We start from the raw sequence: 25,144 nt of genomic DNA, 5'->3' as shown, positions 1-25,144 counted from the left end.
TTTCCGCCGTCCCTCCGGTCGTGCAGTTGTTCATCAAATCCGGAATGAACCTGAACGAAAGCTGCCAGTTCCTTTCCGGTTTCGTTCAGCGCGAATCGCCTAGACCGCTTCCCACGGCGGCACATCGGGGAAGGCACGGGGCTTTCCAGGGACCGTGCCGGGAGAACGCTCATGATGCAATTCGCGAAGAAGGCGATCCTCGCCACCGCGTTGGCCGCCACCACGTTCGGCAGCGTCGCGCCGGCCTCGGCCCGTCCCTATTACGGCGGCGGCTATGGCGGCGGTTATCATCGCGGGGGTGGCGACGCCACGGGCGCCGCTATCGTCGGCGGGATCGTCGGCATCGCCATCGGCGCGCTGATCGCCTCGAGCGCCAACAGCAACAAGCACGACCGCTACCGCGATCGCGGCTGGACCTGGCGCGATGGCTATTACTGGGACCGCGACGGTCGCCGCTATGATCAGAACGGCCGGCCCTGCGACGACGAGGGTTATTACGCCCGCCGCGGCTACAACGACAACGGCTACTACGGGCGGGACGGCTACAACGGGCAGGGTTATAACGGGCAGGGCTACAACAACGGCTACGGCGGCGACTACCGGGACGGCTATCGCGGCGATCCGCGCGGCTATCCTTACGGCAACTGATCCGGGGGGACGGGACGGAGGCGACTCCGTCCCGTTTTAGCCGTCGCCCCGACAATGAAATCCCACCGGGATGGCGGCATTTTGCGGCGGATCGTGCCTCGATAACGCCGTGTGACGCGATTTTTCAGGCTCCGTTCAGCGCGAGCCGGGCAGATGAAAAGGCAACAGTCCGTGCCAGGGACCGACACGGCATATGAGGAGAACAGTCGTGAACCATCTCAAGAAGGGCATCGTTGCGATGACGCTGGCGGCCACCGCGCTGGCGGCCGCGGCACCGGCACAGGCGCGCCCCTACTACGGCGGTCCCTATTACGGCCATCGTGGCGGTGACAGCACCGGCGCGGCGATCGCGGGCGGCATTGTCGGCCTGGCGGTCGGCGCGGCCATCGCGTCGAACCACCGGGACCGCTACTACGATCGCGGCTACTATGCCGATTATCCGGCGTACCCCGCCTATCCGGCGCCGGTCTATCCCGCCTATCCGGTCTATCCGCGCAGCTACTATTACGCGCCGCCGCCGCCTCCGCCTGTGGTTGTCTATCGCGGGGGCTGGGGCTGGCACGGCGGCTGGCACCATGGATACCGGCGCGGCTGGTAAAATCGCCGGAGTTCACGACCGAGCCTTGGCCGCTACCTTTCGTGTACTCGCCAAGCACGAAGGGGGCGGCTAAGGGGGCGCGATGGTCGACTCCCCCGATACCGCTTCCTTGCCCGCCACCACCCAGGGGCTGCGCGTGGCGCTGTTCAGCGGCAACTACAACTACGTTCGCGATGGCGCCAACCAGGCGCTGAACCGGCTGGTCGGTTACCTCCAGCGCCAGGGCGCGCAAGTGCGGGTCTATGCGCCCAAGGTGGCCAACCCTGCGTTTCCGTCCAAGGGCAAGCTGGTGGGCGTTCCCTCGATCGCCATTCCCGGCCGCGCCGAATACCGCCTGCCGGTGGCGCTCAGCCCGCGCGTGCGGCGCGATCTGGCGGCCTTCGCGCCGCATGTGGTCCACGTTTCCTCGCCCGACATCGCCGGCCACCGCGCGGTCAGCTGGGCGCGCCGGCACCGCCTGCCGATCCTCGCCTCGGTCCACACCCGGTTCGAGACCTACCCCCGCTATTACAACATGGCGTTTCTGGAGCCGGTGCTCGAAGCCGTGCTGCGCCGTTTCTATCGCCGTTGCGATGCGCTGGTCGCGCCGTCCGAATCGATGGCGCAAGTGCTGCGCGCGCAGCGCATGAACTACGACATCGACATCTGGTCGCGCGGGGTGGACCGCGATGTCTTCCATCCCGGCGCGCGCGACACGGCCTGGCGGCAAAGCCTGGGCATTGCCGATGACGAGGTGGTGATCGGCTTTCTGGGCCGTCTGGTCATGGAAAAGGGGCTGGACGTCTTTTCGGATTCGATCGACCAGCTCGCCCGGCGCGGCGTGGCGCACCGGGTGATGGTGGTGGGAGAAGGCCCGGCGCACGACTGGTTCACCGAACGGTTGCCGCAAGCAGTGTTCACCGGCTTCCAGGGCGGCGCGGACCTTGGCCGCGCGGTCGCCAGCATGGACGTGCTGTTCAACCCGTCCGTCACCGAGACGTTCGGCAACGTCACGCTGGAGGCGATGGCCTGCGGCGTGCCGGTGGTCGCGGCGGCGGCCACGGGCAGCCAGAGCCTGGTCGACGACGGCGTTTCCGGCCGGCTGATCACCCCCGGCGCGGTGCGCCAGTTCGCCGAGGCCCTGCGCGCCTATGTCGAGGACCCGGCCCTGCGCGCGCGCCACGGCGCGGCGGGTGAGGCGCGCAGCCTGGAATTCAGCTGGGACCGCATCAACCAGGCGGTGGCCGATACCTACCTGCGATTGATCCGGCAGAAGGGCAAGACGAAGCGGCGGTAGGGGTATTCGGGGAGGGATGCGGTTTGCGAGCAATCCCCCATGTCCGCTCGTCCTGAGCCTATCGAAGGACGCGCGCCGTGCTGGCCGCGCGCGGTAAACCGCCTCAAGATCAACCGTATCGCGGGTCCTTCGACGGGCTCAGGACGAACGTGGTTTTGCGTGCCCACCCAAAGTCCGCAATCGCGTCGCGTCCGGACCGGCCGCCTAACAGGCGTTTACCGGTGGCTCCCCAGCATGTTGGCGTGGGTGATCGCCACGGCCAGCGCGTCCGCCGCGTCCTCGCCGGCCAGCTTCACGCCGGGGAGCAGCACTTTCAGCATGGCCTGAACCTGCTGCTTTTCCGCGCCGCCGGTGCCGACCAGCGCCTTTTTGATGACCTTGGTGGGGTATTCCGCCACCGGAATGCCCGCGCGCGCCACCGAGAGCATGGCGACGCCGCGCGCCTGTCCCAGCTTGAGCGTCGATTGCGGGTTCACGTTGACGAAGACTTCCTCGACCGCGCCGGTATCGGGGCGGTGGGCCAGGATCACGTCGGTCAGCGCGGCGTCCAGCTCTACCAGCCGTTCGGCCATGCTGGCCTTGGCGTCGGTGCGGATCTGGCCGTTGGCGATGTGGCTCAGGCGGCTGCCCGCCTTGGCCACCACGCCCCAGCCGGTGCAGGTGAGGCCGGGATCGATGCCGAGGATGATCATGTCACAGCCTGAGGCCGAGCCGCGGCCCCACGTGCATCATCAGCAGATAGAGCGCGACCGTGAGCGCGCAACCGCAGGCGAGCGCCAGCCAGAACGACACGCCCGCGCGCAGCAGCACCGGCATCAGCAGGAACATCGGCAGCGAGGGCAACACGTACCAGAAGGTCGCACCGGCGTGGACCGCCAGGTTCTCCGCATCGGGCCGTTCCCGCCAGAGCAGGATCATGCCCAGCACCGATACCAGAGGCAGCGAGGCGACCAGCGCGGCGGTGGCAGGCAGCTTCTTGCCGATCTCGGAAATCAGCGCGATCAGCACGCCCGAAATCAGCGCCTTGGCGATCAGCGCGCCCATCGTCAGACCAGCTTTTCCGTCACCCAAGCTTTTCCATGACTTCGTCGGGGATCTCGTAGTTGCCCCAGACGGTCTGCACGTCGTCGTCGTCGTCGAGCACGTCGATCAGCTTGAGCAGCGTGGCGGCGTCGTCGGCCGAAACCTCGGTCTTGAGGTTGGGCCGCCAGGCCAGCTTCACGCCCTCGGCTTCGCCCAGCGTCTTTTCCAGCTCGCGCGCGACTTCGTGGAGGTTTTCCACCGCCACCCAGATCGAATGCGATTCCTCGTCGCTCTCGACATCGTCCGCGCCGGCCTCGATCGCGGCTTCGAGGACCTTCTCCTCGTCACCCGCCTTGCCGGGGTATTCGATCAGGCCGAGCCGTTCGAAGCCGTGGCTGACCGCGCCGCTGGCGCCCAGATTGCCGCCGTTCTTGGCGAAGGCGGTGCGGACGTTGGTGGCGGTGCGGTTGCGGTTGTCGGTCAGCGCCTCGACGATCAGCGCGACGCCGCCGGGGCCGTAGCCTTCATAGCGGATTTCCTCGTAGTTCTCGGCATCGCCCTTGCTGGCCTTGTCGATCGCGCGCTGGATGTTGTCCTTGGGCATCGACTGCGCCTTGGCGGCGTTGACCGCGGCGCGCAGGCGCGGGTTCATGTCTGGATCGGGCATGCCCATCTTGGCCGCGACGGTGATTTCGCGGCTGAGCTTGGAGAACTGGGCAGAGCGCTTCTTGTCCTGCGCGCCCTTGCGGTGCATGATGTTCTTGAATTTGGAATGGCCTGCCATGGGAACCTTCGGAAGTCTGCGAGTTGCGGAGCTTCCGGCATCCTCGGCGCCCCGGTTGCGCGCGCCTTACACCGCGCGGGGGGGCGATAGCAACCGCCCCCGGAATTCCCGCTGTTGTCGGTGTTCGCGCGCGCGGTGGTTCCGCGTCGGTTCGGGGTCAGCCCAGGCCCAGCGCGGTCTTGTAGGTTTCGAGAACCATTTCCATCTCGCGGCGGTCGTCGGGCTTCATCTTCCGCAGGCGTACGATCTGGCGCATGATCTTGGCGTCGTAGCCCACGGCCTTGGCTTCGTTGTAGACATCCTTGATGTCGTCGCCGATGCCCTTCTTTTCTTCTTCAAGGCGTTCGATGCGCTCGATCAGGAGGCGCAGGCGATCATCGGCGGCTTCGGCCATCGGGAAACTCCGAAAAGGTTATGGTGAATCGGTCGGCCGCGCTGATAGCGGGCGCGCCGGTTCGCGCAAAGCGGCGGCTGTGGAAATCCTCTCCGCTGGCGGCGGAACTATCGGCGGATCGTCAGTGTCCGGCGTTCTTCTTCATGCTTTCCTCCATGCGCGCCAGCTGTTCGGGCGTCGCCTCGGTCTGGAAGCGGGCCTTCCATTCGGCGGCGGGCAGGCCGTGGATCGCTTCGCGCGCGGCGGTCTTGTCCAGCCCGGCGCCGGCTTCGTTGATCCAGTCGGCCAGGCAGTTGCGGCAGAAGCCCGCCAGGCCCATCAGATCGATGTTCTGCGCATCGTGGCGGTGGCGCAGATGGCGCACCAGGCGGCGGAACGCGGCGGCGGCCACCGCATCGGGCAGGGTATCGAGCGCGTCGGCGGGGGTATCGCCGGCACCGGGTGTCGCATTCGTATCCATGGCAATCATTCCCTTGGGTTTTCCCGTCGCATAGGCCATAGGCCGGGGCCGTTGAAGAGGCGCTTTCCGTAAGGGCCGCAAAAACTAGGGAGCCACGCGTGGCGAAACATGATCCCCGGGGCCGCAAGGTGAAGATTCTGGCGACGGTAGGCCCGGCCAGCCGCGCGCCCGAGATGCTCGAAAAGCTGTTCCGTGCCGGCGCCGACGCCTTCCGCGTCAACATGAGCCATGGCGATCACGCCACCCACGCCGAAACGATCGCCTCGATCCGCGCGCTGGAAAAGAAGGTCAACCGGCCGATCACGATCCTGTGCGACCTGCAGGGGCCGAAGCTGCGCGTGGGCACGTTCCGCGAAGGCCGCGCGGTGATCCGCCATTCGGGCCACTTCACGCTGGACCGCAATCCCGAACCGGGCGACGAGACGCGCGTCTGCCTGCCGCATCCCGAACTGTTCGGCATCCTCGAAAAAGGCCAGCGCCTGCTGATCGACGACGGCAAGCTGAGGTTGCGCGTGATCCGCGCGGACAAGGACGCGATCCTGTGTTCGGCCGAGGTCGGCGGGGTGATTTCCGACCGCAAGGGCGTGAACGTACCCGATGCGGTGGTGCCGGTGCCGGCGCTGACCGACAAGGACCGCCGCGATCTGGCCTTCGCGGTGGAGCATGGCGCGGACTGGATCGCGCTGTCGTTCGTGCAGCGGCCCGAGGACGTGGCCGAGGCGCGTCGCCTGATGGGCGGATACGGTTCGCTGATGGCCAAGATCGAGAAGCCGGCGGCGATTTCGCGGCTGGAGGAGATCATCGAACTCTCCGACGGCATCATGGTGGCGCGCGGCGATCTGGGCGTGGAGCTGAACCCCGAGGAAGTGCCGCCGCTGCAGAAGCGCATCGTCGAATTCGCGCGGCGGCAGGGCAAGCCGGTGGTTGTCGCCACGCAGATGCTCGAATCGATGATCGAAACCCCGACGCCGACGCGCGCCGAAGTTTCCGACGTGGCCAACGCGGTCTATGACGGCGCGGACGCGGTGATGCTTTCGGCCGAAACCGCCGCCGGCGCCTGGCCGGAGGAAGCGGTGACGATCATGCACCGCATCGCCGCGCAAGTGGAAGCCGATCGCGGCTATGCCGCGCGCGTCCATTTCATCGAGACCCTGCCCGATCCGACGACGGCAGACGCCCTGTCGCAAGCCTGCGCCAGCATTGCCGATACGCTGCCGATCTCGGGCATCATCGTGTTCACCGGATCCGGATCGACCGCGCGCCGCGTCGCGCGCGAGCGGCCGGCGGTGCCGATGCTGGTGCTGACGCCGTCGGTAAAGACCGCGCGCAAGCTGGGCCTGCTGTGGGGCGCGCACGCCGTGACCACGCGCGACATCGGCAGCTTCGAGGAGATGATCGCCAAGGGCAAGCGCATGGCGCTGCGCCACGGCTTCGGCACGGCCGGTGCCAGGCTGGTGACGCTGGCCGGCGTTCCCTTCGGCACGCCGGGCGCGACCAACCTGCTGCACGTGGTCACGCTGGCAGGCGACGAACTGACGCGGCACGGCGAGCAGCCCGACACCTGACCGGTGACGATCGGGTCTCCGCGCGGCGGGGGCGCTGTAACATTGAAACAAAAGTGTCATGTGGCGCGCCTACGGCAAGTCTGAGCAAGAATGCTCAGGGCCACAGATTCGGGTTTCATGAACGCATTGATTACCATGTCCGGCGCCGCTTCCGGCGTCGGCGGTTCCAAGCCGGCCGGGCGGCCCGATCTTGACCGCGGCCTGGGCCGGGTGGGGATGATCGCCTTCGTCGGCGCGATCGCTGCGGCCGTCGCCTATGTCGCCTGGAGCATCTATTCCGACGCCGCGGCCTCGGGCGTGCAGCCGACGACCTACCTGCCGTTCGTGCTGCTGTTCGTGGCCCTGCTGATCGCGCTGGGCTTCGAGTTCGTGAACGGCTTCCACGATACCGCGAACGCGGTGGCGACGGTGATCTACACCAACGCCATGCCCGCGCACGCCGCGGTGGTATGGTCGGGCTTCTTCAATTTCCTGGGCGTGCTGGTCTCTTCGGGGGCGGTCGCCTTCGGCATCGTTTCGCTGCTGCCGGTGGAACTGATCCTCAAGGTGGGGTCCAACGCCGGTTTCGCGATGGTATTCGCGCTGCTGATCGCGGCGATCGTGTGGAACCTCGCGACCTGGTGGTTCGGCCTGCCTTCGTCCAGTTCGCACACGCTGATCGGCTCGATCATCGGCGTCGGCGTCGCCAACGCGCTGCTGCATGGCAAGAGCGGCACCTCGGGCGTGGACTGGGGCAAGGCGACCGAGATCGGCCAGGCGCTGCTGCTGTCTCCGCTGATCGGCTTCGGCGTGGCCGCGCTGCTGCTGCTGGCGATGAAAGTGCTGGTGCGCAACCGCGCGCTCTATGCCGAGCCGAAGGACGGCGTGCCGCCGCCGTGGTGGATTCGCGGGCTGCTGATCTTCACCTGCACCGGCGTCAGCTTCGCCCACGGGTCGAACGACGGGCAGAAGGGCATGGGCCTGATCATGCTGATCCTGATCGGCACGGTGCCCACCGCCTATGCGCTCAACCGCGCGGTGCCCGATCGCTACATGGCCGAATTCCATGCCAATACCGTGGCCGCCGCCGGCGTGCTGGGCGCCCCTGCCGCCGCTGGCACGACGCCCGCACAGGCGCGCGCGACGATCACGCACTACATTGCCGACCGCAAGTTCACGCCCGCCACGCTGCCGGCGCTGGGCGTGCTTATCCGCGATGTCGATGTGCAGGTCAGCGAATACGGCTCGCTGGCCAAGGTGCCGGCCGCCGCCGTGGGCAACATCCGCAACGACATGTACCTTGCTTCCGAGGCGATCCGCTGGCTGGGCAAGGACAAGAAGGCCGCGCTGCCCGAAGCGAGCACGAAGGCGCTCGCCGCCTACAAGGGGTCGCTCGACGCCGGCACGCGCTTCATTCCCACCTGGGTGAAAGTGGCCGTGGCGCTGGCGCTCGGGCTGGGCACCATGGTCGGCTGGAAGCGCATCGTGGTGACGGTGGGCGAAAAGATCGGCAAGTCGCACCTGACTTATGCGCAGGGCGCCTCGGCCGAACTCGTGGCCATGGGCACGATCGCCGGCGCGGACATGCTGGGCCTGCCGGTTTCGACCACGCACGTCCTTTCCTCCGGCGTGGCGGGCACGATGGCGGCCAACCGCTCGGGCCTGCAGATGGGCACGATCCGCAACCTGCTGATGGCCTGGGTACTGACGCTGCCGGCCTCGATCCTGCTCTCGGGCGGGCTTTACCTGCTGTTCCACGCGCTCGTCGCATAGCGCGGCGGCGCGGGAGAGAAGCCCCGCGCCACCTTCGGCTTCAGAACCGTTCGCCGACCATTTCCTCGCTCTTCGCCCAGAGCGCGCGGGCGTTGTCCGGATCGAGCGCGTAGGAACGCACGCCTTCGGACACCGGGCTGATAAGGCCGTCGGTCACTTCGGAAACGTGGCAGTTCTCGCAATAGCGGCCGCCCACCTCGTCCGCACTGGCGACCACGCCGGCCCAGACCGAGGTTGCCGCGCCCTGCGGAATGGTCTTCCAAGCGAACGGGGGCTTTCCTTCCGTCGCCAGATCCGCGTTGATCTGCTCCACCAGCGCGTCAAGCGCGTCCTGGCCCATGTGGCGGCCCAGTTCGGTGTTGATGCCGCCCGGATGCAGCGCGGTGGCGCGCACGCCGCGCTCCCGGTGGCGGCGGTCGAATTCCACGGCGAACAGGATGTTCGCGGTCTTCGAGCGGCCATAGGCTTCGAACGGCGTATAGGGCGTGCGATCGAAGTTGGGATCGTCCAGATCGACGTCGGAGAAGCGGTGGCCGGACGAGGCGACAGCGACGAACCGGCCACCCGGCGCGATCAGCCCGGCGATGCGGTTGACGAAGACGAAATGGCCGAGGTGGTTGGTGCCGAACTGGGTCTCGAAGCCATCCGCCGTCTTGCCGAACGGCGTGGCCATGACGCCGGCGTTGGCGATGACGAGGTCGAACGGCCGCCCATCGGCAACGAGCGCGTCGGCGGCCGCGCGGACGCTGGCGAGCGAGGCCAGATCGAGCTCGATCAGGTCGAGTCCGCCACCGCGGGCCGCCTGTTCGCGCACCACGGCGGTTGCGGCTTCCGCCTTGGCGAGATCGCGCGCGGCGCCGACGACCTGCGCACCGTGCGCGGCCAGCGCGCGCGCGGTTTCGACGCCGAGGCCGGCGGATACGCCGGTGACCAGCACGCGCTTGCCGGAAAGATCGACACCGGCAAGCACGTCATCGGTGGTGGAGGTTGCTCCGAAGGTCTGGGGCATGAAAATGAACTCCTGTCTGGGGCGCACCGCTCCCTCCGCTAGAAGGCCCGTTGCCTGCCGCCGGTTGAGGGTATATGAAAGGGAGGGTTCCTCCGCTTTAATACGGAGGCATCCTCCGTTTATCAAGGGGCGTCGTGTGGCGACGGTCGAAAAAGTTTCCGGTGCCGAAGCCGGCCGGCGGCCCCGTGCCGATGCGGCCCGCAACCGTGCGCGGTTGCTCGATGCGGCCAAGGCGGTCTTCGCGGCGAAGGGCGCCGATGCGAGCCTGGAGGCGATCGCGCGCGCGGCCGGCGTGGGAATCGGCACGCTGTACCGCCATTTCCCCACCCGCGATGCGTTGATCGAGGCGGTCTATCGCAACGAGACCGACCAGCTTGGCGAAGCGGCGCGGCGCTTGGCCGCCGAACTGCCACCGCTGCCGGCGCTGCGCGCGTGGATGCTGGCCTTCGTGGACTACATGGCGACCAAGCAGGGCATGACCGACCTGCTCAACGCGATGCCGGCCGGCCCGGGCCAGCTCTATGCGGCATCGGGCGCCGTGATGCGCGAGGCGATGGTCGCGCTGATCGGTCGCGCGGTGGCTGCGGGCGAGATGCGGTTCGATGGCGATCCGTTCGACCTGCTGCGCGCGCTGGGCGGCGTGGCCGGCCTTGGCCGTGATGACGATGGCGGCCCGGCGGCGCGCGCGATGGTCGACATCCTGATTGCCGGCCTGCGCGCGCCTTAGGCTTAGCCGAGCGGAACGGTCTGCTCCGCCAGTGCGGCCATCGCCGGGCGGTGGCTGACGAGGATCAGGCCGCTGCCGCTCGTATCGAGCCAGTCGCGCAGGCGGGCGACGAGCAGCGCCTCGGTTTCCGCATCCAGACCTTCGCTCGGTTCGTCGAGCACCAGCCAGGGCCGGCCGGCCAGCAGCGCGCGGGCGAGCGCGATGCGGCGGCGCTGGCCGCCCGAAAGCCGCGCGCCATCGCCGCCCAGCCACTGGTCCAGCCCTTCGGGCAGCGCGCGCACCACGTCGTCGGCGCAGGCGACGCGCAGCGCGTCCCACATGCGCGCTTCGTCGAGGCCGGGCGCGGCAAGGCGCAGATTGTCGGCAATGGAGCCGGCGATCAGCGGCGCGTCCTGTGCGGCGAGCGCAAACAGCGGGCGACGGCTTTCGGGGGCGATGGCGGTCAACGGTATGCCGTCGATTGCCATGGCTTGCGGGGCGTCGTCGCGCAGGCCGGCGAGCGTTTCGACCAGCCGCGTCTTGCCCGCGCCCGATCGTCCGGCGATGCGCAGCCGTCCGCCGCGCGCGAACGACGTGCCGGCGATGGCCAGCGTTTCGCCCTTGATGGCCGGGCCTTTGGGTGGGGGGGCGGGCTGCGCAAGGCTGGCGAGGCGGTGGCGGGCGAGATTGACGCGCGGGGCTTGCGTGTCGCTCTGCGCCAGCGTGGCCCAGCTTTCCAGCCCGCCCAGCGCGGCGAGCGCGCCCAGCGCGAGCAGAGGCGCGCCGGCCGGGCTGAGCGCGATCATCGCAGCGACGGTCGTGACCGCGAGCAACGTCTGCACCGCGCCGATGCGCGCTTCGGCGCGGACGGTGGCGAGCCGCGCCGCGTCGTAGTCGGTTGCGGCATCGGCGGTCAGCGCAGCGATGCGCGGGGCGAGGCCATAGACGGCGATGTCGGCGCAAGGCGCGGCGCGGTCGGCATAGTCGCGCTTCATCCGCGCGAGCGCTTCCGCGCTGGCGGCAAGCGGTTCCGCCAGCTGGCGTGTGGCCATGCGCCGGGCGGCGAGCCGCATCGCCACCATGCCGAGCGCCAGCGCCAGCACCGGCAGGTGGCCCATTGCCAGCCCGGCTACCAGCGCGACGGTGGCCGAGGCCAGCGCGGCGGGCAGAGTGGCGCGGCGGATCACGCTGTCCTCCAGCGCGTCGACATCGTTGCCGAGCCGGGCCGCGAGATCGCCGGTGCTGGTCTCCAGTGCTTCGGCGGGGCGGGCGGCGGCGAGCCGGGCGAACAGGCGCGGGCGCAGACCGGCAAGGGTGAGGAGCGCGGCCTTGTGGCCCAGCAGCCGCTCGCCATAGCGCGTGGCGGTGCGCGTGATGGCAAGACCCCGGATCGCCGCGCTCGGCAGCAGGTAGTTGAACGCCTGCACCGCCGCCATGCCGCTCAGCCCGGCGATCGCCGCGCCCGCCAGGAACCAGCCCGACAGCGCCAGCAGTGTTACGGCGGCCACCGCGGCCAGCCCCGCGCAGAGCATGGCGAGGCGCAGCGTGGCGCGCTGCGGCCGGGCGGCCTCGGCCAGCAAGGTGTCGATCAGGAGAGGCGGCATATGGACCCTGCCATGGCGATGAGATCGGCGTCGTGCGTGGCGGCGATGACAAGGCGGCGCGCAGCCTGATCGGCCAGAATCGCGCGGATCGCGCGCGCGGTGTCGGCATCGAGATCGGCGGTCGGTTCGTCCAGCAGCAGGATGGGGCGGCCGCTGAGGATGGCACGCGCGAGCCCCATGCGGCGGCGTTCCCCGCCCGAAAGTCCGCTGCCGCGATGATCGAGCGGCGCGTCCAGCCCGCCGCGCGATCCGATCATCGTGCCCAGTCCCAGCCGCCCGAGCAGGATCAGGGTGGCGGCTTCGTCGGGCGGCGTGTCGGTCATCACCAGATTGTCGCGCAGCGTGCCGGGCACGAGCGCGACGCTCTGCCCCGCCCATCCGATCGCGGGATTGAGCGCGCCGGGCACGAAGGGCGTTCCGTGACGCGTGAGGATGCCCTGTTCGACCAGGACATGGCCGATCAGCGCCAGCAGCAGGGAGGACTTGCCCGCGCCTGTGGGGCCGGTGATCGCGTGGAAGCCGAGGCCGCGCCAGTCCGCGTCGGGCACCGCGATCGCCGCGCCTTCGGGATGGCGCAGCACCAGCCCGCGCGCGGCCAGCGCGGTCGCGGCCGAGGGGACGGTCTGCGTCGCCACCGGGGCCGGCATCCGCGCGCGTTCTGCGGCGATCGCGGCCAGCGCGGCTTCGCCGGTCTGCTTGTCGTGATAGGCGGCGGCCAGACGGCGCATCCCCAGGTAGAATTCGGGCGCGAGCGCGAGGACGAAAAAGGCACGCGTCAGCGTGAGGTGTTCGGGCGCGGGGAAGGGCAGCAGGCCCAGCAGCGAAAAACCGCAATAGACCGCCACCAGCGCGACCGAGAGCGCGGCGAAGAATTCCAGCACCGCGCTCGACAGGAAGGCGATGCGCAGCACCGCGAGCGTGCGCCGCGCAACATCGGCGGAGGCGGTGCCGAGGTGCGCGGCCACGCGCGCCTCCGCCCCGAACGCCAGGATCGCCGGCAGGGTGCGGACGCGGTCGACGAACAGGCCCGAAAGCCGCGACAGCGCCTGGTGCTGGGCATCGGCGGCGCGGCGCGCGGCCGATCCGGCGAGCACCATGGCCAGGCCGAACGGCGCCAATGTCACCAGCATGATGCCGGCCGCGACGACGCTTGCGGGCGCGGCGGCAAGCGCAATAAGAAAGGGTGAAACGGTTGCCGCCAGCCGCAAGGGGGAGAAGCGCGCGGTGAGACCTTCTGTCACATCGACCGCGTCCACGGCGAGGTGTAGGTCCTCGCCGACGAGGCGTGCGCGTTGCAGCCTTGTCGGAAGGAGCGCGCGGTGGAGATCCTGTCGCACCATTCTTTTTTCCGCGTTGGCGGCGATCTGCCCGCTGACGCGCGCGCGGGCCACGGCGAAGGCGCGCAAGGCTCCGCCCGCCAGCAGGAGGAGGACCCATACCAAAGCAGGATGGCCTTCCGCCCGCCGACCGACGAGGATGGCCAGCGCCAGCGCCACCGCCACGGCGCCCGCGCTGTCCAGAAGCCACCAGGCGCCGGCGCGGCCCGCGCCGCGGCGGTTTCCTTGAGGCATTTCAGAGATTGCGCTGCTTGACATATTCGGAAAATCTTATATTAGAAAATATTGCAATTGTTCAAGGGCTTCAGTCAAACTTCCGGCGCCGGCCCGGTGGCACCAACCATGCCGCACCCGCAATCTGCCGGCCAATTAACGGGGAACATGCCAGATGGATATGGCAGTCGTAGAGCTTTCCCGCCTTCAGTTCGCGCTGACGGCCATGTACCACTTCCTGTTCGTGCCGCTGACGCTTGGCCTCTCGTTCATGCTCGTCATCATGGAGAGCATCTACGTGATGACCGGCCGGGAGATATGGCGCGTGGTCACGCGCTTCTGGGGCAAGCTGTTCGGGATCAATTTCGTGCTGGGTGTGGCCACGGGCCTTACCATGGAATTCGAGTTCGGCACCAACTGGTCGTATTATTCGCACTATGTTGGAGACATCTTCGGCGCGCCGCTGGCGATCGAGGGGCTGATGGCCTTCTTCCTGGAAGCGACGTTCGTGGGCCTGATGTTCTTCGGCTGGGACCGGCTGTCGAAGATCGGGCACTTGCTGGTAACGTTCCTGACGGCGCTGGGCACCAACCTCTCCGCGCTGTGGATCCTGATCGCCAACGGCTGGATGCAGAACCCGGTGGGCGCGACGTTCAATCCCGACACGATGCGCATGGAAGTGACCGACTTCTATTCGGTGCTGTTCAATCCGGTGGCGCAGGCCAAGTTCGTTCATACCGTCAGCGCGGGCTATGTCTGCGCCTCGGTCTTCGTGATGGGCATTTCGGCGTGGTACCTGCTGAAGGGCAAGTGGACCAACGTCGCCCGCCGGTCGATGATGGTGGCTGCGGCGTTCGGCCTTGCCTCGTCGCTGTCGGTCGTCGTGCTGGGCGACGAATCGGGGTACGCCCTGACCGACAACCAGAAGATGAAGCTCGCCGCGATCGAATCGATGTGGCACACCGAACCGGCTCCGGCCGGGCTCTCGCTGTTCGGCATCCCGGACATGCAGGCCCAGGAAACGCGGTTCGAGATCAAGGTGCCCTACGTCCTCGGGCTGATCTCCACGCGCAGCCTGACGGGCGAGGTGACCGGCATCAACGAACTGGTGCTGCGCGCCGACGAACGCATCCACAGCGGGCTGATCGCCTATGACGCGGTGGAGAAGCTGAAGGCCGACCGTAACGACATCGCCGCGCGCGCCACGTTCGAGAAGCACAAGGCCGATCTCGGCTATGCCCTGCTGCTCAAGCGGCATATGGCCGATCCGCGCCAGGCGAGCGACGCGCAGATCCTCAAGGCCGCGTGGGACACCGTGCCCAACGTGCCGGTGATGTTCTGGCTGTTCCGCTTCATGGCGGGGCTGGGCTTCTTCTTCATCGCCTTCTTCGCGGCGGCGTTCTGGTGCGCGTCGGTGTGCCAGTTCAACCGCACATGGTTCCTGCGCGTGGCGGTGGCGATCATTCCGCTGCCGTGGCTGGCGATCGAGTTCGGCTGGGTGCTGGCGGAAATCGGCCGGCAGCCGTGGGCGGTGGACGGCGTGCTGCCGACCTTCCTCGGCGCATCCTCGCTCACGGTCGCGCAAGTATGGACGACGATCGCGGGGTTCACGCTGCTCTACGGCACGCTGGCGGTGATCGAGGTGCGGCTGATGCTCGCGTCGATCCGCAAGGGACCGGTCGAGCATCACGCGCCGGCTGAGAATGGCGCGAAGGACGGCATGAATGGCGGCTTTGCGCCGCTGCCGGCGGAATAAGGAGACAGGGGCATGGGTATCCCGCTCGATTATGAAACGCTGCGCCTGATCTGGTGGGTGCTGCTGGGCACGCTGCTGATCGGCTTCGCGCTGACCGACGGCTATGACTTGGGCGTGGCGGCGCTGCTGCCGTTCGTCGGCAAGGACGACGAGGAGCGCCGGCTGGTCATCAACGCGGTGGCGGCGCACTGGGAAGGCCATCAGGTATGGCTGATCCTGGGCGGCGGCGCGATCTTCGCGGCCTGGCCGTTCGTCTATGCCGTGAGCTTCTCCGGCTTCTACCTCGCCATGTTCCTGGTGCTGGCGTCGCTGATCCTGCGGCCAGTGGCGTTCAAGTACCGCTCCAAGAAGCCCGATGCCGGCTGGCGCGCGCGGTGGGACTGGGCGCTGTTCATTGGCGGTTTCGTGCCCGCGCTGGTGTTCGGCGTGGCGGTGGGCAACGTCCTGGCCGGTGCGCCGTTTCGGCTGGATAGCGACTTGCGCGTAACCTACGAAGGCACGCTGCTGGGCCTGTTCACGCCCTTCACGCTGCTCACCGGCCTGCTGTCGGTGACGATGGTCGTGCTGCACGGCGCGGGTTGGCTTTCGGTGAAGATCGAGGACGGCCCGGTGATGGAACGCGCGCGGCGGATCGGCACCTGGGCGGCAATCGGCTCGATCGTGTTGTTCGCGGCGGGTGGGTTGATCGTGGCCAAGGGCGGACTGGGTTTCCGCCTGGACGGGCTGATCGACGCCGCCGGGCCTTCCAATCCGCGCTTTTCCAGCGCGGCGGCGGCACCCGGCGCCTGGCTGGCCAACTACGGCGCCCATCCGTGGATGCTCGTCGCGCCGCTGCTGGGCCTTGCCGGCCCGGCGATCGCGCTGGCAGGCATTCGCGGGCGCAGTTCCGTGCTGAACCTGATCGGGTCGTCGCTGGCAACGGTAGGCATTATCGCCACGGTCGGCCTGTCGATGTTCCCGTTCATCCTGCCCAGTTCGATCGATCCGCGATCGAGCCTGACGGTGTGGAACGCCTCGTCGAGTCACCTGACGCTATTCATCATGCTGCTGGTGACGGTGGTGCTCCTGCCGATCGTGCTGGCCTATACAAGCTGGGTCATGAGCGTGCTGTTCGGCCGCGTGACGATCCAGGACGTCCGCACCAACCCCGATTTCTATTGAGGACAGCGCCGATGTGGTATTTTTCGTGGATTCTGGGCCTGGGCCTCGCGCTGGCCTTTGGTATCATCAACGGCATGTGGCACGAATTCAACTCGCCGATCGACGACGATCCCGCGATCTGACGCGATCGATCCGGACCCTGCCGGGACTGTCACGGTCCCGCGCGCTGGGGGCGGGGCCTGCGCGGGTTCCCGCCCCTTCTTTTGACCAATCGGGCGGATTTGGTGTGTTTGTGCCGGCGGCGGGGCTTGTCTCCCGCCGCGAAACACTTACGTCACGCAAGTCATGAAGCCAGCAGACCTCTCCGACCTGAAGGCCAACGCCAACCGCATGGCCCAGCGGCTCAAGATCATGAGCCATCCCGAACGCCTGCTGATGCTGTGCCGGATGGACGAAGGCGAGGTTTCGGTGAACGAACTGGTCGCGCTGACCGGTCTGTCGCAATCGGCCGTGTCGCAGCATCTGGCCATGTTGCGCGAGGAAGGCGTGGTGGCGATCCGGGGCGAGGCGCAGACCCGGTTCTACAGCCTGAAGGACCCGGTGGTCCGCGCGATCATCCATGCCCTGTGCATCATCTGCGATCAGCAGCATGATAGCGGCCTGGATGCGGGGCAGGCGGCGGCTTGATCCGTCAGCTTTCCAGTTCGACGTCCCAGTAAAGCCAGTCGCGCCAGCTTTCGTGCAGGTAGTTGGGCGGGAACGCCCGGCCCTTTTCCTGCAATTGCCAGGTTGTCGGGCGGATCGGTTCCTCCATCAGCCGCATGTGCGCCTGCTTCGGCGTGCGCCCGCCCTTGCGCAGGTTGCACGGCGCGCAGGCGGTCGACACGTTTTCCCAGGTGGTGCGGCCGCCCAGGCGGCGGGGCACTACGTGATCGAACGTCAGCTGGTCCGGGCTGCCGCAATACTGGCACACGAACCGGTCGCGCAGGAACAGGTTGAAGCGGGTGAAGGCGGGAAACTCGCTCGGCCGCACATACTGGCGCAGCGCGATCACCGAGGGGATCTTCATGTCCAGCGAAGGGCTGTGCACCTCGCGGTCATAAGTGGCGATGATGTCCACCCGCTCCAGGAACACGGCCTTGATCGCCGTCTGCCACGGCCACAGGCTGAGCGGATAGTAGCTCAACGGGGTGTAATCGGCATTGAGGACAAGCGCGGGGCAACCCGACAGGTTCCGCGCGGCATCGCCGCTATGGGGCCTGGCCGCAGCCGCCCGCTCTATCAACGCGGTATGAAGCATGCTCCGGCGCGTCTCCCGCAAACCTGCCTCGCGGGCGCCGGTTCAGCGAACCAGAGCCTGCCAGAGCGGGCAGCGGCAGCAGGAGGGATGCCCGCCTGCGTGGCTATGTGGGGAATCTGCGTGACCGCTTCGTGACGCATGCCAGCCAAGGAACACCGCGGCGCGGGATGCGTCAAGAGTCTTGTCCACGCGCTATCCACAGCTTGTTCCACAGGCAGGGCCGGGACGCGTCGAAAAACGGGCGGGCGCGTCAGCCGGCATAGGCCTTGACCAGATCGGTCAGGAAATCGCGGCCGGTATAGACGGCCTTCGCGCGCATCCGTTCGTTCAGGCCGTGCGCGCCGTTCCCGTCGGGATCGCCATAGAGGCCGGGCGGGCCGTAGGAGGGGATGCCCACTGCTTCGAGGTAGATGCCGTCGGTCGCGCCCGTGGACATGACCGGGACCAGCGGCACGCCGGGATAGTACTTCGCCATGAGCTTGTCGATCGGACCCGTGATCTGCGGGGTCAGCGGCGGAGCCTTGGGCAGCGGGCCGCGATCGTCGATCTTGGTCACCGTCATGCGCGGATCGGCGATAACGTCCGTCAGCGTCTTCTGCACGGCTTCGAACGAGACGCCGGGGAAGATGCGGCAGTTGACCGTGGCCGCCGCGCGCTGCGGCAGCGCGTTGTTGGCGTGGCCGCCTTCGAGCAGCGTGGCGACACAGGTCGTGCGCAGCATCGAATGGAACGAGCGGTCGGTGTTGAGCGTGGCTTCGGCCTGCTTGTCGGCCGGGTTGGCCACGATCGCCAGCATGGCCTTGCCGATCGCGTCGTTCCGCGTTGCGCCCAGCTTCGCGAAATAGCCGCGCGTTGTATCGTTCAGCATCAGTGGGAATTCGTAGTCGCGCAGCTTCACCAGCGCGTCCGACAGTTCGTAGATCGCGTTGTCGCGGATCGGGATCGAGCTGTGGCCGCCGGGATTGGTCGCCTCGATCTTGAAGTTGGCGACGACCTTTTCGCCGACGTGCAGGTTCTGCTGGATCACCTTGCCTTCGGGCGATCCGTCGGTGCGGCCGCCACCGCCTTCGTTCAGCGCGAATTCGGCGTCGATCAGTTCGCGCCGGTTCTCCGCCAGCCAGCGCACGCCGTTGAACGCCCAGCTCGTTTCCTCGCCGCAGGTCAGCGCCAGCTTGAGCGTGCGCTTGGGGCGATAGCCTTCGGACTTGAAGCGCATCAGCATGTCGACCCAGATGGCGTCCATCGCCTTCATGTCGGCCACGCCGCGGCCATAGAAATAGCCGTTTTCCTCGATGAACTGGTAGGGATCGCGGGTCCAGTCCTCGCGCTTGGCGACGACGACGTCGAGATGGCCAAGCAGGAGGATGGGCTTGAGCGTCTTCGAACTGCCCGGCAGCACCACGACCAGCCCGCCTTCCTTGGGATGATCGGGCACGGCGAAGCGGGTGATCTGCGTGTCGGCAAAGCCGGCGGCCTTGAGATGGCCTTCGATCTTGTCGGCCAGCGCGGTGCAGCTGCCGGTGGTGATCGACGTGTCGGTCTCCACGAACTCCTTGTAGAGTTCGCGGAATTTCGCCTGATCGGCGCGCAAGGGCGCTGGTGCGGGCGCGTCGGCCGCGCGGGCGGCCGGTGTCATGAGCGTGGCGGCAAGCAGGCTGGCGGCAAGGGCGCCAAGGCGGAACGAACGCATTCCTATTCCCCGAAAAAGCGTTTCCATGGCGCCCGTTTCAGCACCATTCCCCGGCGTTGGGAAGCGGCCCGGCGATGCCTTTTTCGCGCGCGCGCGGCGGATCGCGGCAAACCGTGCGGATTTGTGACCATTCCTTGTGGAAAATCCCCCGCATCAGGGCTCTTTCGCTTGGGCTTGGGCGCGGCTCTGCCTATATGCTCGGTATGGCCAGCTCTTCAGAAAACACCCCGAACACCAATTCCTATGGCGCGGATTCGATCAAGGTCCTGAAGGGTCTTGACGCGGTCCGCAAGCGCCCGGGGATGTACATCGGCGATACCGACGACGGGTCGGGCTTGCATCACATGGTGTTCGAGGTTTCCGACAACGCGATCGACGAGGCGCTGGCGGGGCATTGCGACCTGGTGCTGATCGAACTGAACCCGGATGGGTCGGTTTCGGTCGAGGACAACGGGCGCGGCATCCCCACCGGCATCCACGCCGAAGAGGGCGTGTCGGCGGCCGAGGTCATAATGACCCAGCTGCACGCCGGCGGAAAGTTCGAGAACACCAGCGACGACAACGCCTACAAGGTTTCGGGCGGCCTCCACGGCGTCGGCGTCTCGGTGGTCAACGCGCTGTCGGAATGGCTGGAGCTCACCATCTGGCGCGATGGCGAGGAGCACTGGATGAAGTTCGCGCATGGCGACGCGGTGGCGCCGCTCGTGGTGCGCGGGCCGGCACCCGAAGGCAAGAAGGGCACGCGCGTGACCTTCCTCGCCTCGGACGAGACGTTCAAGAACGTCACCGTCTATGATTTCGAAAAGCTCGAGCATCGCTACCGCGAACTGGCGTTCCTCAATTCGGGCGTGCGCATCCTGCTGCGCGACAAGCGCGGCGAGGAGGTCAAGGAGCACGATCTCTACTACGAGGGCGGGATCGCGGCCTTCGTGCGCTATCTCGATCGCAACAAGGTGGCGCTGCTGCCCGATCCGATCGCGATCTCGGCGCAGCGCGATGGCATCGGCATCGACGTCGCGCTCGAATGGAACGACAGCTATTACGAAAACGTGCTGTGCTTCACCAACAACATCCCGCAGCGCGATGGCGGCACGCACCTTGCGGCGTTCCGCGCGGCGCTGACGCGCACGCTCAACGGCTATGCCGAAAAGAGCGGCATGCTGAAGAAGGAAAAAGTCAGCCTGACCGGCGACGACATGCGCGAGGGGCTGACCGCGATCGTCTCGGTCAAGCTGCCCGATCCGAAGTTTTCCTCGCAGACCAAGGACAAGCTGGTCAGCTCGGAAGTGCGCCAGCCGCTCGAAAGCCTGATGGGCGACAAGATGACCGAGTGGCTGGAGGAAAACCCGGCCCACGCCAAGGCGGTGATCCAGAAGATCATCGACGCCGCCGCCGCGCGCGAGGCGGCCAAGCGCGCCCGCGAACTGACGCGGCGCAAGGGCGCGATGGACATCGCCAGCCTGCCCGGCAAGCTGGCCGACTGCCAGGAGCGCGATCCGTCCAAGTGCGAACTGTTCCTGGTCGAGGGTGACTCGGCAGGCGGCAGCGCCAAGCAGGGCCGCGACCGCCATTACCAGGCGATCCTGCCGCTGAAGGGCAAGATCCTGAACGTCGAGCGCGCGCGGTTCGACCGGATCATCTCGTCCAAGGAAGTCGGCACGCTGATCCAGGCGATGGGCACCGGCATCCGCGACGAGTTCAACCTCGAAAAGCTGCGTTACCACAAGATCGTTATCATGACCGACGCCGACGTCGACGGCGCGCACATCCGCACGCTGCTGCTGACGTTCTTCCACCGCCAGATGCCCGACATCATCCGCGCCGGGCACCTCTTCATTGCCCAGCCGCCGCTCTACAAGGTCGCCAAGGGCCGGTCGGAAGTCTATCTCAAGGACAACGCCGCGCTCGATCGCTACCTGATTGAGGCGGGCCTTGCCGGGCGCGTGCTGGAAACGGCCGGCGGCGCGCGGGGCGGCGTGGAACTCGATGCGCTGGTCGAACACGCGCTGCGGATGCGCAACCTGATGGCCTTCGTGCCGCGCCGCTATGATCCCGCGATCATCGAGGCGCTGGCGCTGGCCGGTGCGCTTGATCCCGATCTTTCGGTCGATGCCCGCGTCGAAGCGCTGGCGCGCACCGCCCGCTGGCTGGACCGGGGCGATACCGAAGCGCGCTGGACGGCGGTGCTGTCCGAAGAGGGCGGCTATCACATCCAGCGCCAGTGGCGCGGGGTGACCGACCACCACATCATCGAACCGGGCTTCCTGACCAGCGCCGAGGCGCGCAAGCTGGCGCGGCTCGCTGCCGAACACGCCGACGTCTATTCCGCCACCGCGCGGCTGGTCCGCGCTTCCGCTGCCGTGGCCGAGCCGGAGCCGGCCGCCACCGCCGACGAGAGCGAGCAGGAAGCGGCCCGGCCGCGTGCCGCGCCGAAGGACGCGATCACGCGCCCGTCCGAACTGCTCGACGCGGTGTTGGCGGGCGGCCGCAAGGGCCTGTCCATCGCGCGCTACAAGGGGCTGGGCGAAATGAACGCCGAGCAGCTCTGGGAAACCACGCTCGATCCGGACAACCGCTCGCTGCTGCAGGTCAAGGTGGAAGACGCCGACGTGACCGACGAAATCTTCACCCGCCTGATGGGCGACATCGTCGAACCGCGGCGCGATTTCATTCAGGAAAACGCGCTCAACGTCGCCAATCTGGACGTCTGATCCGATGCTGACGGCCAGCATTCCGTGGGATCAGGCAGCCACGATGATCGACCTGGAAGGGCGCGCGCCGATCATCGGCACGATCCGCGACTGCGCGATGCACTACACCCTCTACAAGCCCCATGCCCGCACGCAGGCGCGGGTGCTGCTGACGGTGCCGGTGCATCGCGAAGGCCGCGCCACGCGGACGTGGATTCTCGACCCGGACGAGATCGCGCAGCTGGCGGACCGGCTGGCGGCGGAACAGTAACGCGCCGGTGGTCGCACCGTCTTTTTCCCGTGGCGGGCGGCCGCGCGCAGGTTTCCTGTGGCCCCGACCTCTGCCATAGCGGCGAGCGTGACCTTGCCTGACGAACCCCATACCTATTCCTACTACGCCGAAGAGGACGAACGGGATTTCTCGGACCCCGGCCTGTTCTTTCCCGAAGCCGCGTCCGCTGGGTCAGCCCCGCCTGCCCCCGTCTGGACCGATCCGGCCGAGGCGCTGCACGCGGTGTTCGGGTTTTCGGCGTTCCGGGGCGTGCAGGAACAAGTGGTGGCGCGCGTGCTGGCGGGGCAATCGACGCTGGCGGTAATGCCCACCGGCGCGGGCAAGTCGCTGACCTACCAGTTGCCCGCCGTGATGATGGCGGGAACCTGCGTCGTCGTTTCGCCGCTGATCGCGCTGATGCACGACCAGTTGCGCTCGGCGACCGCCAACGGCATCCGCGCGGCGACGCTGACCAGCGTCGATACCGACCGGGGGCAGACCATCGACCGGTTCCTTTCGGGCGATCTCGATCTGCTCTACGTTGCGCCCGAACGCGCCAGCCAGCCGCACTTCCGCGAACTGCTGACCCAGGGCCGCGTGGCGCTGTTCGCCATCGACGAGGCGCATTGCGTGTCCGAATGGGGGCACGATTTCCGCCCGGACTATCGCCTGTTGCGGCCGATGATGGACCTGTTCCCGGCGGTGCCGCGCCTGGCGCTGACCGCCACGGCCGACCGGCACACGCGCGCGGACATCCTCGAACAGCTCGGCATCGCCGAAGACGGGCTGATCGTGGCCGGGTTCGACCGGCCCAACATCCGCTACACGATTACCCCGCGCGACAATCCGCTGCGCCAGCTTACCCGGCTGATGGCGGAGCAGCCGGGGCCGGGCATCGTCTATGCGCCCACCCGCGCCGGGGTGGAGCGGCTGGCGGAGCAGCTTTCCGGGCAGGGGCGGCCGGTGCTGCCCTATCACGCCGGCCTGCCGCCCGAGGTGCGCGCCGCCAACCAGGCCGCTTTCGTCGCCAGCGAGGACATGGTGATGGTGGCGACGGTCGCCTTCGGCATGGGCATCGACAAGCCGGACGTGCGCTTCGTCGCCCATGCCGCGCTGCCCAAGTCGATCGAGGGCTATTACCAGGAGACCGGGCGCGCCGGGCGCGACGGCGATCCTTCGGTGGCGCTGCTGCTGTGGGGCGCCGACGATTTCCTGCGCGCGCGCCAGCGCATCGGCGAGGTCGAGGAACACCGCCGCGCCAGCGAGCGCCAGCGGCTGGATGCCATGGCCGGGCTGGTCGAGGCCGGCGGGTGCCGCCGCGCGGTGCTGCTGCGCCACTTCGGCGAGGACCCGCCGCCGACCTGCGGCAATTGCGACAACTGCCTGTCGCCACCCGCGCAGACCGATGCCACCGAACTGGCGCGCAAGTTCCTGTCCGCCGTCTATCGCACGGGGCAGAGCTTCGGCTTCGGCCATATCGAGAAAGTGCTGACCGGCCGCGCCGACGAACGGGTGACGGCGCGTGGGCACGATCAGCTATCGGTCTTCGGCATCGTGACGGCGGAGGATGCGCCGCTGCTGCGCGTGCTGTCGCGGGCCTTGCAGGCGCGGGGCAGCCTTGTCGCCACCGAGCATGGCGGGCTGGCGCTGGGCGGCGACGCGCGGGAAATCCTGAAAGGCGATGTGCGCGTCGACCTGATCCTGCCGCCGCGCCAGGAAAGCGGTGGCCGGCGGCGCAAGGGCGCGGCCGGTGCCGCGCTCAACCCGGTGGGCGATCCGCTGTTCGACGCGTTGCGCGCGCTGCGCCGCGATCTGGCGCAGGAACAGGGCGTGCCGCCCTATGTGATCTTCCACGATTCGGTGCTGCGCGAGATGGCGGCGACCCGCCCCGCCAGCCGCGCCGAACTGGGCGGGATCGGCGGGGTGGGCGCACGCAAGCTCGATGCCTATGGCGAGCAATTCCTCGAGGTCATTCGGCAGCATTGAGCGCAGGTTGCGCGCCGCGCGTCTTCCACAGCGAATAGAGTACGCCCGCCGCGATCAGGCCGAACGTCACGCCCAGGCTGGCGAGCGGCGGGAACTTCGCGCCGCCCAGCAGGAAGTCGGACACGAAGATCTTGGCGCCGATGAACACCAGCACCGCCGCCAGCGAGACCTTGAGGTACTGGAAGCGGTCGACCATCGCCGAAAGCGCGAAGTAGAGCGCGCGCAGGCCCAGCACCGCCATAATGTTCGAGGTATAGACGATGAAGGGGTCGGTGGTGATCGCGAAGATCGCCGGCACGCTGTCCACCGCGAACACCAGATCGGCAACGTTGATGACCACCAGCGCCAGGAACAGCGGCGTCGCGGCCAGCACCAGCCGGCCGGTGCGGCGATCGGGCACGCGCACGAAGAAGCGCTGGCCGTGGAGCGCGGGCGTCACGCGCATATGGCGGCTGATCCAGCGCACCGCCGGGGTGCTGCCCACGTCGGGCGCGTGGTCGCCGCCCAGCAGCATCTTCACGCCGGTGAAGATCAGGAACGCGGCGAACAGGTAGAGCACCCAATAGGCTTCAGACACCAGCGCCGCGCCCGCCGCGATCATCGCGCCGCGCAGCACAATCACGCCGATGATGCCCCACAGCAGCGCGCGGTACTGGTACTTCGCGGGGATCGCGAACGTGCCGAAGATCAGGCCGATGACGAAGACGTTGTCGATCGACAGAGCCTTTTCGATGAAGAATCCGGTGTACCAGGCCATGCCGAAATCGGCGCCCTTCTCGGCCCAGACCCAGGCGCCGAAGATCAGGGCGATGGTGATGTAGAAGGCGGTCAGCCGCAGCGATTCGCCGATGCCCATCGCCCGGTCTTCCTTGTGCAGGACGCCAAGGTCGAAGGCGGTGAGCGCGACGACCAGGCCGGCGAAGACCAGCCACAACCAGGCCGGAGTCCCCAGCCAGTCCGCGAACAGAATTTCCATGGTCG

The 25,144-nt window shown here is 67.8% G+C and carries 24 protein-coding genes; 13 read left to right on the top strand and 11 right to left on the bottom strand.

What is annotated here, in order from left to right; translation table 11 throughout:
• Positions 1-171 precede the first annotated feature (171 nt).
• From FA702_RS08765 to FA702_RS08755, 3 genes are all read left to right on the top strand, one after another.
• On the top strand, positions 172-648 hold the full coding sequence (locus tag FA702_RS08765) for a hypothetical protein (RefSeq protein ID WP_168196032.1): 477 nt from the start codon (positions 172-174) through the stop codon (positions 646-648).
• A gap of 208 nt (positions 649-856) precedes the next feature.
• Positions 857-1,246: a hypothetical protein gene (locus tag FA702_RS08760; RefSeq protein ID WP_233497485.1), complete on the top strand. Its 390-nt coding sequence runs from the start codon at positions 857-859 to the stop codon at positions 1,244-1,246.
• An 82-nt stretch (positions 1,247-1,328) separates the two neighbouring features.
• Complete coding sequence (locus FA702_RS08755; RefSeq protein WP_136955835.1) at positions 1,329-2,522, top strand: glycosyltransferase family 1 protein; 1,194 nt, start codon at positions 1,329-1,331, stop codon at positions 2,520-2,522.
• 215 nt (positions 2,523-2,737) lie between these two features.
• On the opposite strand, the gene ruvC is transcribed toward FA702_RS08755, so the two are convergent.
• From ruvC to FA702_RS08730, 5 genes are all read right to left on the bottom strand, one after another.
• Positions 2,738-3,214: a crossover junction endodeoxyribonuclease RuvC gene (ruvC, locus tag FA702_RS08750; RefSeq protein ID WP_136955834.1), complete on the bottom strand. Its 477-nt coding sequence runs from the start codon at positions 3,212-3,214 to the stop codon at positions 2,738-2,740.
• A gap of 1 nt (position 3,215) precedes the next feature.
• Positions 3,216-3,566 carry a DUF3147 family protein gene (locus tag FA702_RS08745; protein ID WP_136957319.1) on the bottom strand — a complete coding sequence of 117 codons (351 nt, stop codon included), beginning with the start codon at positions 3,564-3,566 and terminating at the stop codon, positions 3,216-3,218.
• A 19-nt stretch (positions 3,567-3,585) separates the two neighbouring features.
• Entirely contained in the window at positions 3,586-4,329 is a 744-nt protein-coding gene (locus tag FA702_RS08740) for a YebC/PmpR family DNA-binding transcriptional regulator (protein WP_124809967.1), read from the bottom strand.
• A 157-nt stretch (positions 4,330-4,486) separates the two neighbouring features.
• Positions 4,487-4,723, bottom strand: a complete 237-nt coding sequence (locus FA702_RS08735) for a DUF2312 domain-containing protein (RefSeq protein WP_124809966.1) — start codon at positions 4,721-4,723, stop codon at positions 4,487-4,489.
• A 121-nt stretch (positions 4,724-4,844) separates the two neighbouring features.
• The gene (locus FA702_RS08730; RefSeq protein ID WP_136955833.1) at positions 4,845-5,183 is read right to left on the bottom strand and encodes a DUF1244 domain-containing protein; all 339 of its coding nucleotides are present in this window, start codon (positions 5,181-5,183) and stop codon (positions 4,845-4,847) included.
• A gap of 98 nt (positions 5,184-5,281) precedes the next feature.
• Between FA702_RS08730 and pyk the strand changes: the two genes are divergently transcribed.
• Positions 5,282-6,748 carry a pyruvate kinase gene (gene pyk / locus FA702_RS08725; protein ID WP_125954556.1) on the top strand — a complete coding sequence of 489 codons (1,467 nt, stop codon included), beginning with the start codon at positions 5,282-5,284 and terminating at the stop codon, positions 6,746-6,748.
• Positions 6,749-6,883: 135 nt separating this feature from the next.
• Positions 6,884-8,500, top strand: coding sequence for an inorganic phosphate transporter (locus FA702_RS08720; RefSeq protein ID WP_136957318.1), 1,617 nt, complete (start codon positions 6,884-6,886; stop codon positions 8,498-8,500).
• A 40-nt stretch (positions 8,501-8,540) separates the two neighbouring features.
• On the opposite strand, the gene FA702_RS08715 is transcribed toward FA702_RS08720, so the two are convergent.
• Complete coding sequence (locus tag FA702_RS08715; protein WP_136955832.1) at positions 8,541-9,509, bottom strand: SDR family NAD(P)-dependent oxidoreductase; 969 nt, start codon at positions 9,507-9,509, stop codon at positions 8,541-8,543.
• 136 nt (positions 9,510-9,645) lie between these two features.
• Here FA702_RS08715 and FA702_RS08710 point away from each other — a divergent pair, with 136 nt between their 5' ends.
• A complete protein-coding gene (locus tag FA702_RS08710; RefSeq protein WP_210417607.1) occupies positions 9,646-10,236 on the top strand; it encodes a TetR/AcrR family transcriptional regulator in 591 nt (196 codons plus the stop codon).
• 2 nt (positions 10,237-10,238) lie between these two features.
• Here the strand turns inward: FA702_RS08710 and FA702_RS08705 are convergent, their stop codons facing one another.
• Together FA702_RS08705 and FA702_RS08700 are read right to left on the bottom strand one after the other, a co-directional pair.
• Positions 10,239-11,819, bottom strand: coding sequence for an amino acid ABC transporter ATP-binding/permease protein (locus FA702_RS08705; RefSeq protein ID WP_136955830.1), 1,581 nt, complete (start codon positions 11,817-11,819; stop codon positions 10,239-10,241).
• A complete protein-coding gene (locus FA702_RS08700; protein ID WP_136955829.1) occupies positions 11,804-13,390 on the bottom strand; it encodes an ATP-binding cassette domain-containing protein in 1,587 nt (528 codons plus the stop codon). The genes FA702_RS08705 and FA702_RS08700 overlap by 16 nt, the downstream gene beginning before the upstream one ends.
• 154 nt (positions 13,391-13,544) lie before the next feature.
• Here FA702_RS08700 and FA702_RS08695 point away from each other — a divergent pair, with 154 nt between their 5' ends.
• From FA702_RS08695 to FA702_RS08680, 4 genes are all read left to right on the top strand, one after another.
• Positions 13,545-15,125, top strand: coding sequence for a cytochrome ubiquinol oxidase subunit I (locus FA702_RS08695; RefSeq protein WP_136955828.1), 1,581 nt, complete (start codon positions 13,545-13,547; stop codon positions 15,123-15,125).
• Positions 15,126-15,137: 12 nt separating this feature from the next.
• Positions 15,138-16,286, top strand: a complete 1,149-nt coding sequence (cydB, locus tag FA702_RS08690) for a cytochrome d ubiquinol oxidase subunit II (protein WP_136955827.1) — start codon at positions 15,138-15,140, stop codon at positions 16,284-16,286.
• A gap of 11 nt (positions 16,287-16,297) precedes the next feature.
• Entirely contained in the window at positions 16,298-16,408 is a 111-nt protein-coding gene (cydX, locus tag FA702_RS08685; protein ID WP_124809957.1) for a cytochrome bd-I oxidase subunit CydX, read from the top strand.
• A gap of 163 nt (positions 16,409-16,571) precedes the next feature.
• Positions 16,572-16,913 (top strand): helix-turn-helix transcriptional regulator, encoded by a 342-nt coding sequence (locus FA702_RS08680; protein ID WP_136955826.1) that lies wholly within the window; start codon positions 16,572-16,574, stop codon positions 16,911-16,913.
• A gap of 4 nt (positions 16,914-16,917) precedes the next feature.
• Here the strand turns inward: FA702_RS08680 and FA702_RS08675 are convergent, their stop codons facing one another.
• Positions 16,918-17,526, bottom strand: coding sequence for an HNH endonuclease (locus FA702_RS08675; protein WP_136955825.1), 609 nt, complete (start codon positions 17,524-17,526; stop codon positions 16,918-16,920).
• Positions 17,527-17,776: 250 nt separating this feature from the next.
• On the bottom strand, positions 17,777-19,216 hold the full coding sequence (locus FA702_RS08670) for a M20/M25/M40 family metallo-hydrolase (RefSeq protein WP_255504777.1): 1,440 nt from the start codon (positions 19,214-19,216) through the stop codon (positions 17,777-17,779).
• A gap of 203 nt (positions 19,217-19,419) precedes the next feature.
• Between FA702_RS08670 and gyrB the strand changes: the two genes are divergently transcribed.
• The 3 genes from gyrB to recQ all read left to right on the top strand — a co-directional run bounded on the left by gyrB (position 19,420) and on the right by recQ (position 24,163).
• On the top strand, positions 19,420-21,927 hold the full coding sequence (gene gyrB / locus FA702_RS08665) for a DNA topoisomerase (ATP-hydrolyzing) subunit B (RefSeq protein ID WP_136955823.1): 2,508 nt from the start codon (positions 19,420-19,422) through the stop codon (positions 21,925-21,927).
• A 4-nt stretch (positions 21,928-21,931) separates the two neighbouring features.
• Positions 21,932-22,177, top strand: a complete 246-nt coding sequence (locus FA702_RS08660; RefSeq protein WP_136955822.1) for a hypothetical protein — start codon at positions 21,932-21,934, stop codon at positions 22,175-22,177.
• Between the two features lie 234 nt (positions 22,178-22,411).
• Positions 22,412-24,163 (top strand): DNA helicase RecQ, encoded by a 1,752-nt coding sequence (gene recQ, locus FA702_RS08655; RefSeq protein ID WP_136957317.1) that lies wholly within the window; start codon positions 22,412-22,414, stop codon positions 24,161-24,163.
• Here recQ and FA702_RS08650 read toward each other — a convergent pair.
• A complete protein-coding gene (locus FA702_RS08650) occupies positions 24,147-25,139 on the bottom strand; it encodes a TerC family protein (protein ID WP_136955821.1) in 993 nt (330 codons plus the stop codon). The two genes, recQ and FA702_RS08650, sit on opposite strands and share 17 nt — an antisense overlap.
• Positions 25,140-25,144: the final 5 nt, after the last annotated feature.

The sequence above is a fragment of the Novosphingobium sp. EMRT-2 genome, assembly GCF_005145025.1.
Classification (GTDB): Bacteria; Pseudomonadota; Alphaproteobacteria; order Sphingomonadales; family Sphingomonadaceae; genus Novosphingobium.
The sequence above is the reverse complement of the archived record's forward strand: the minus strand, read 5'-3'. Positions and strand labels throughout refer to the sequence as shown.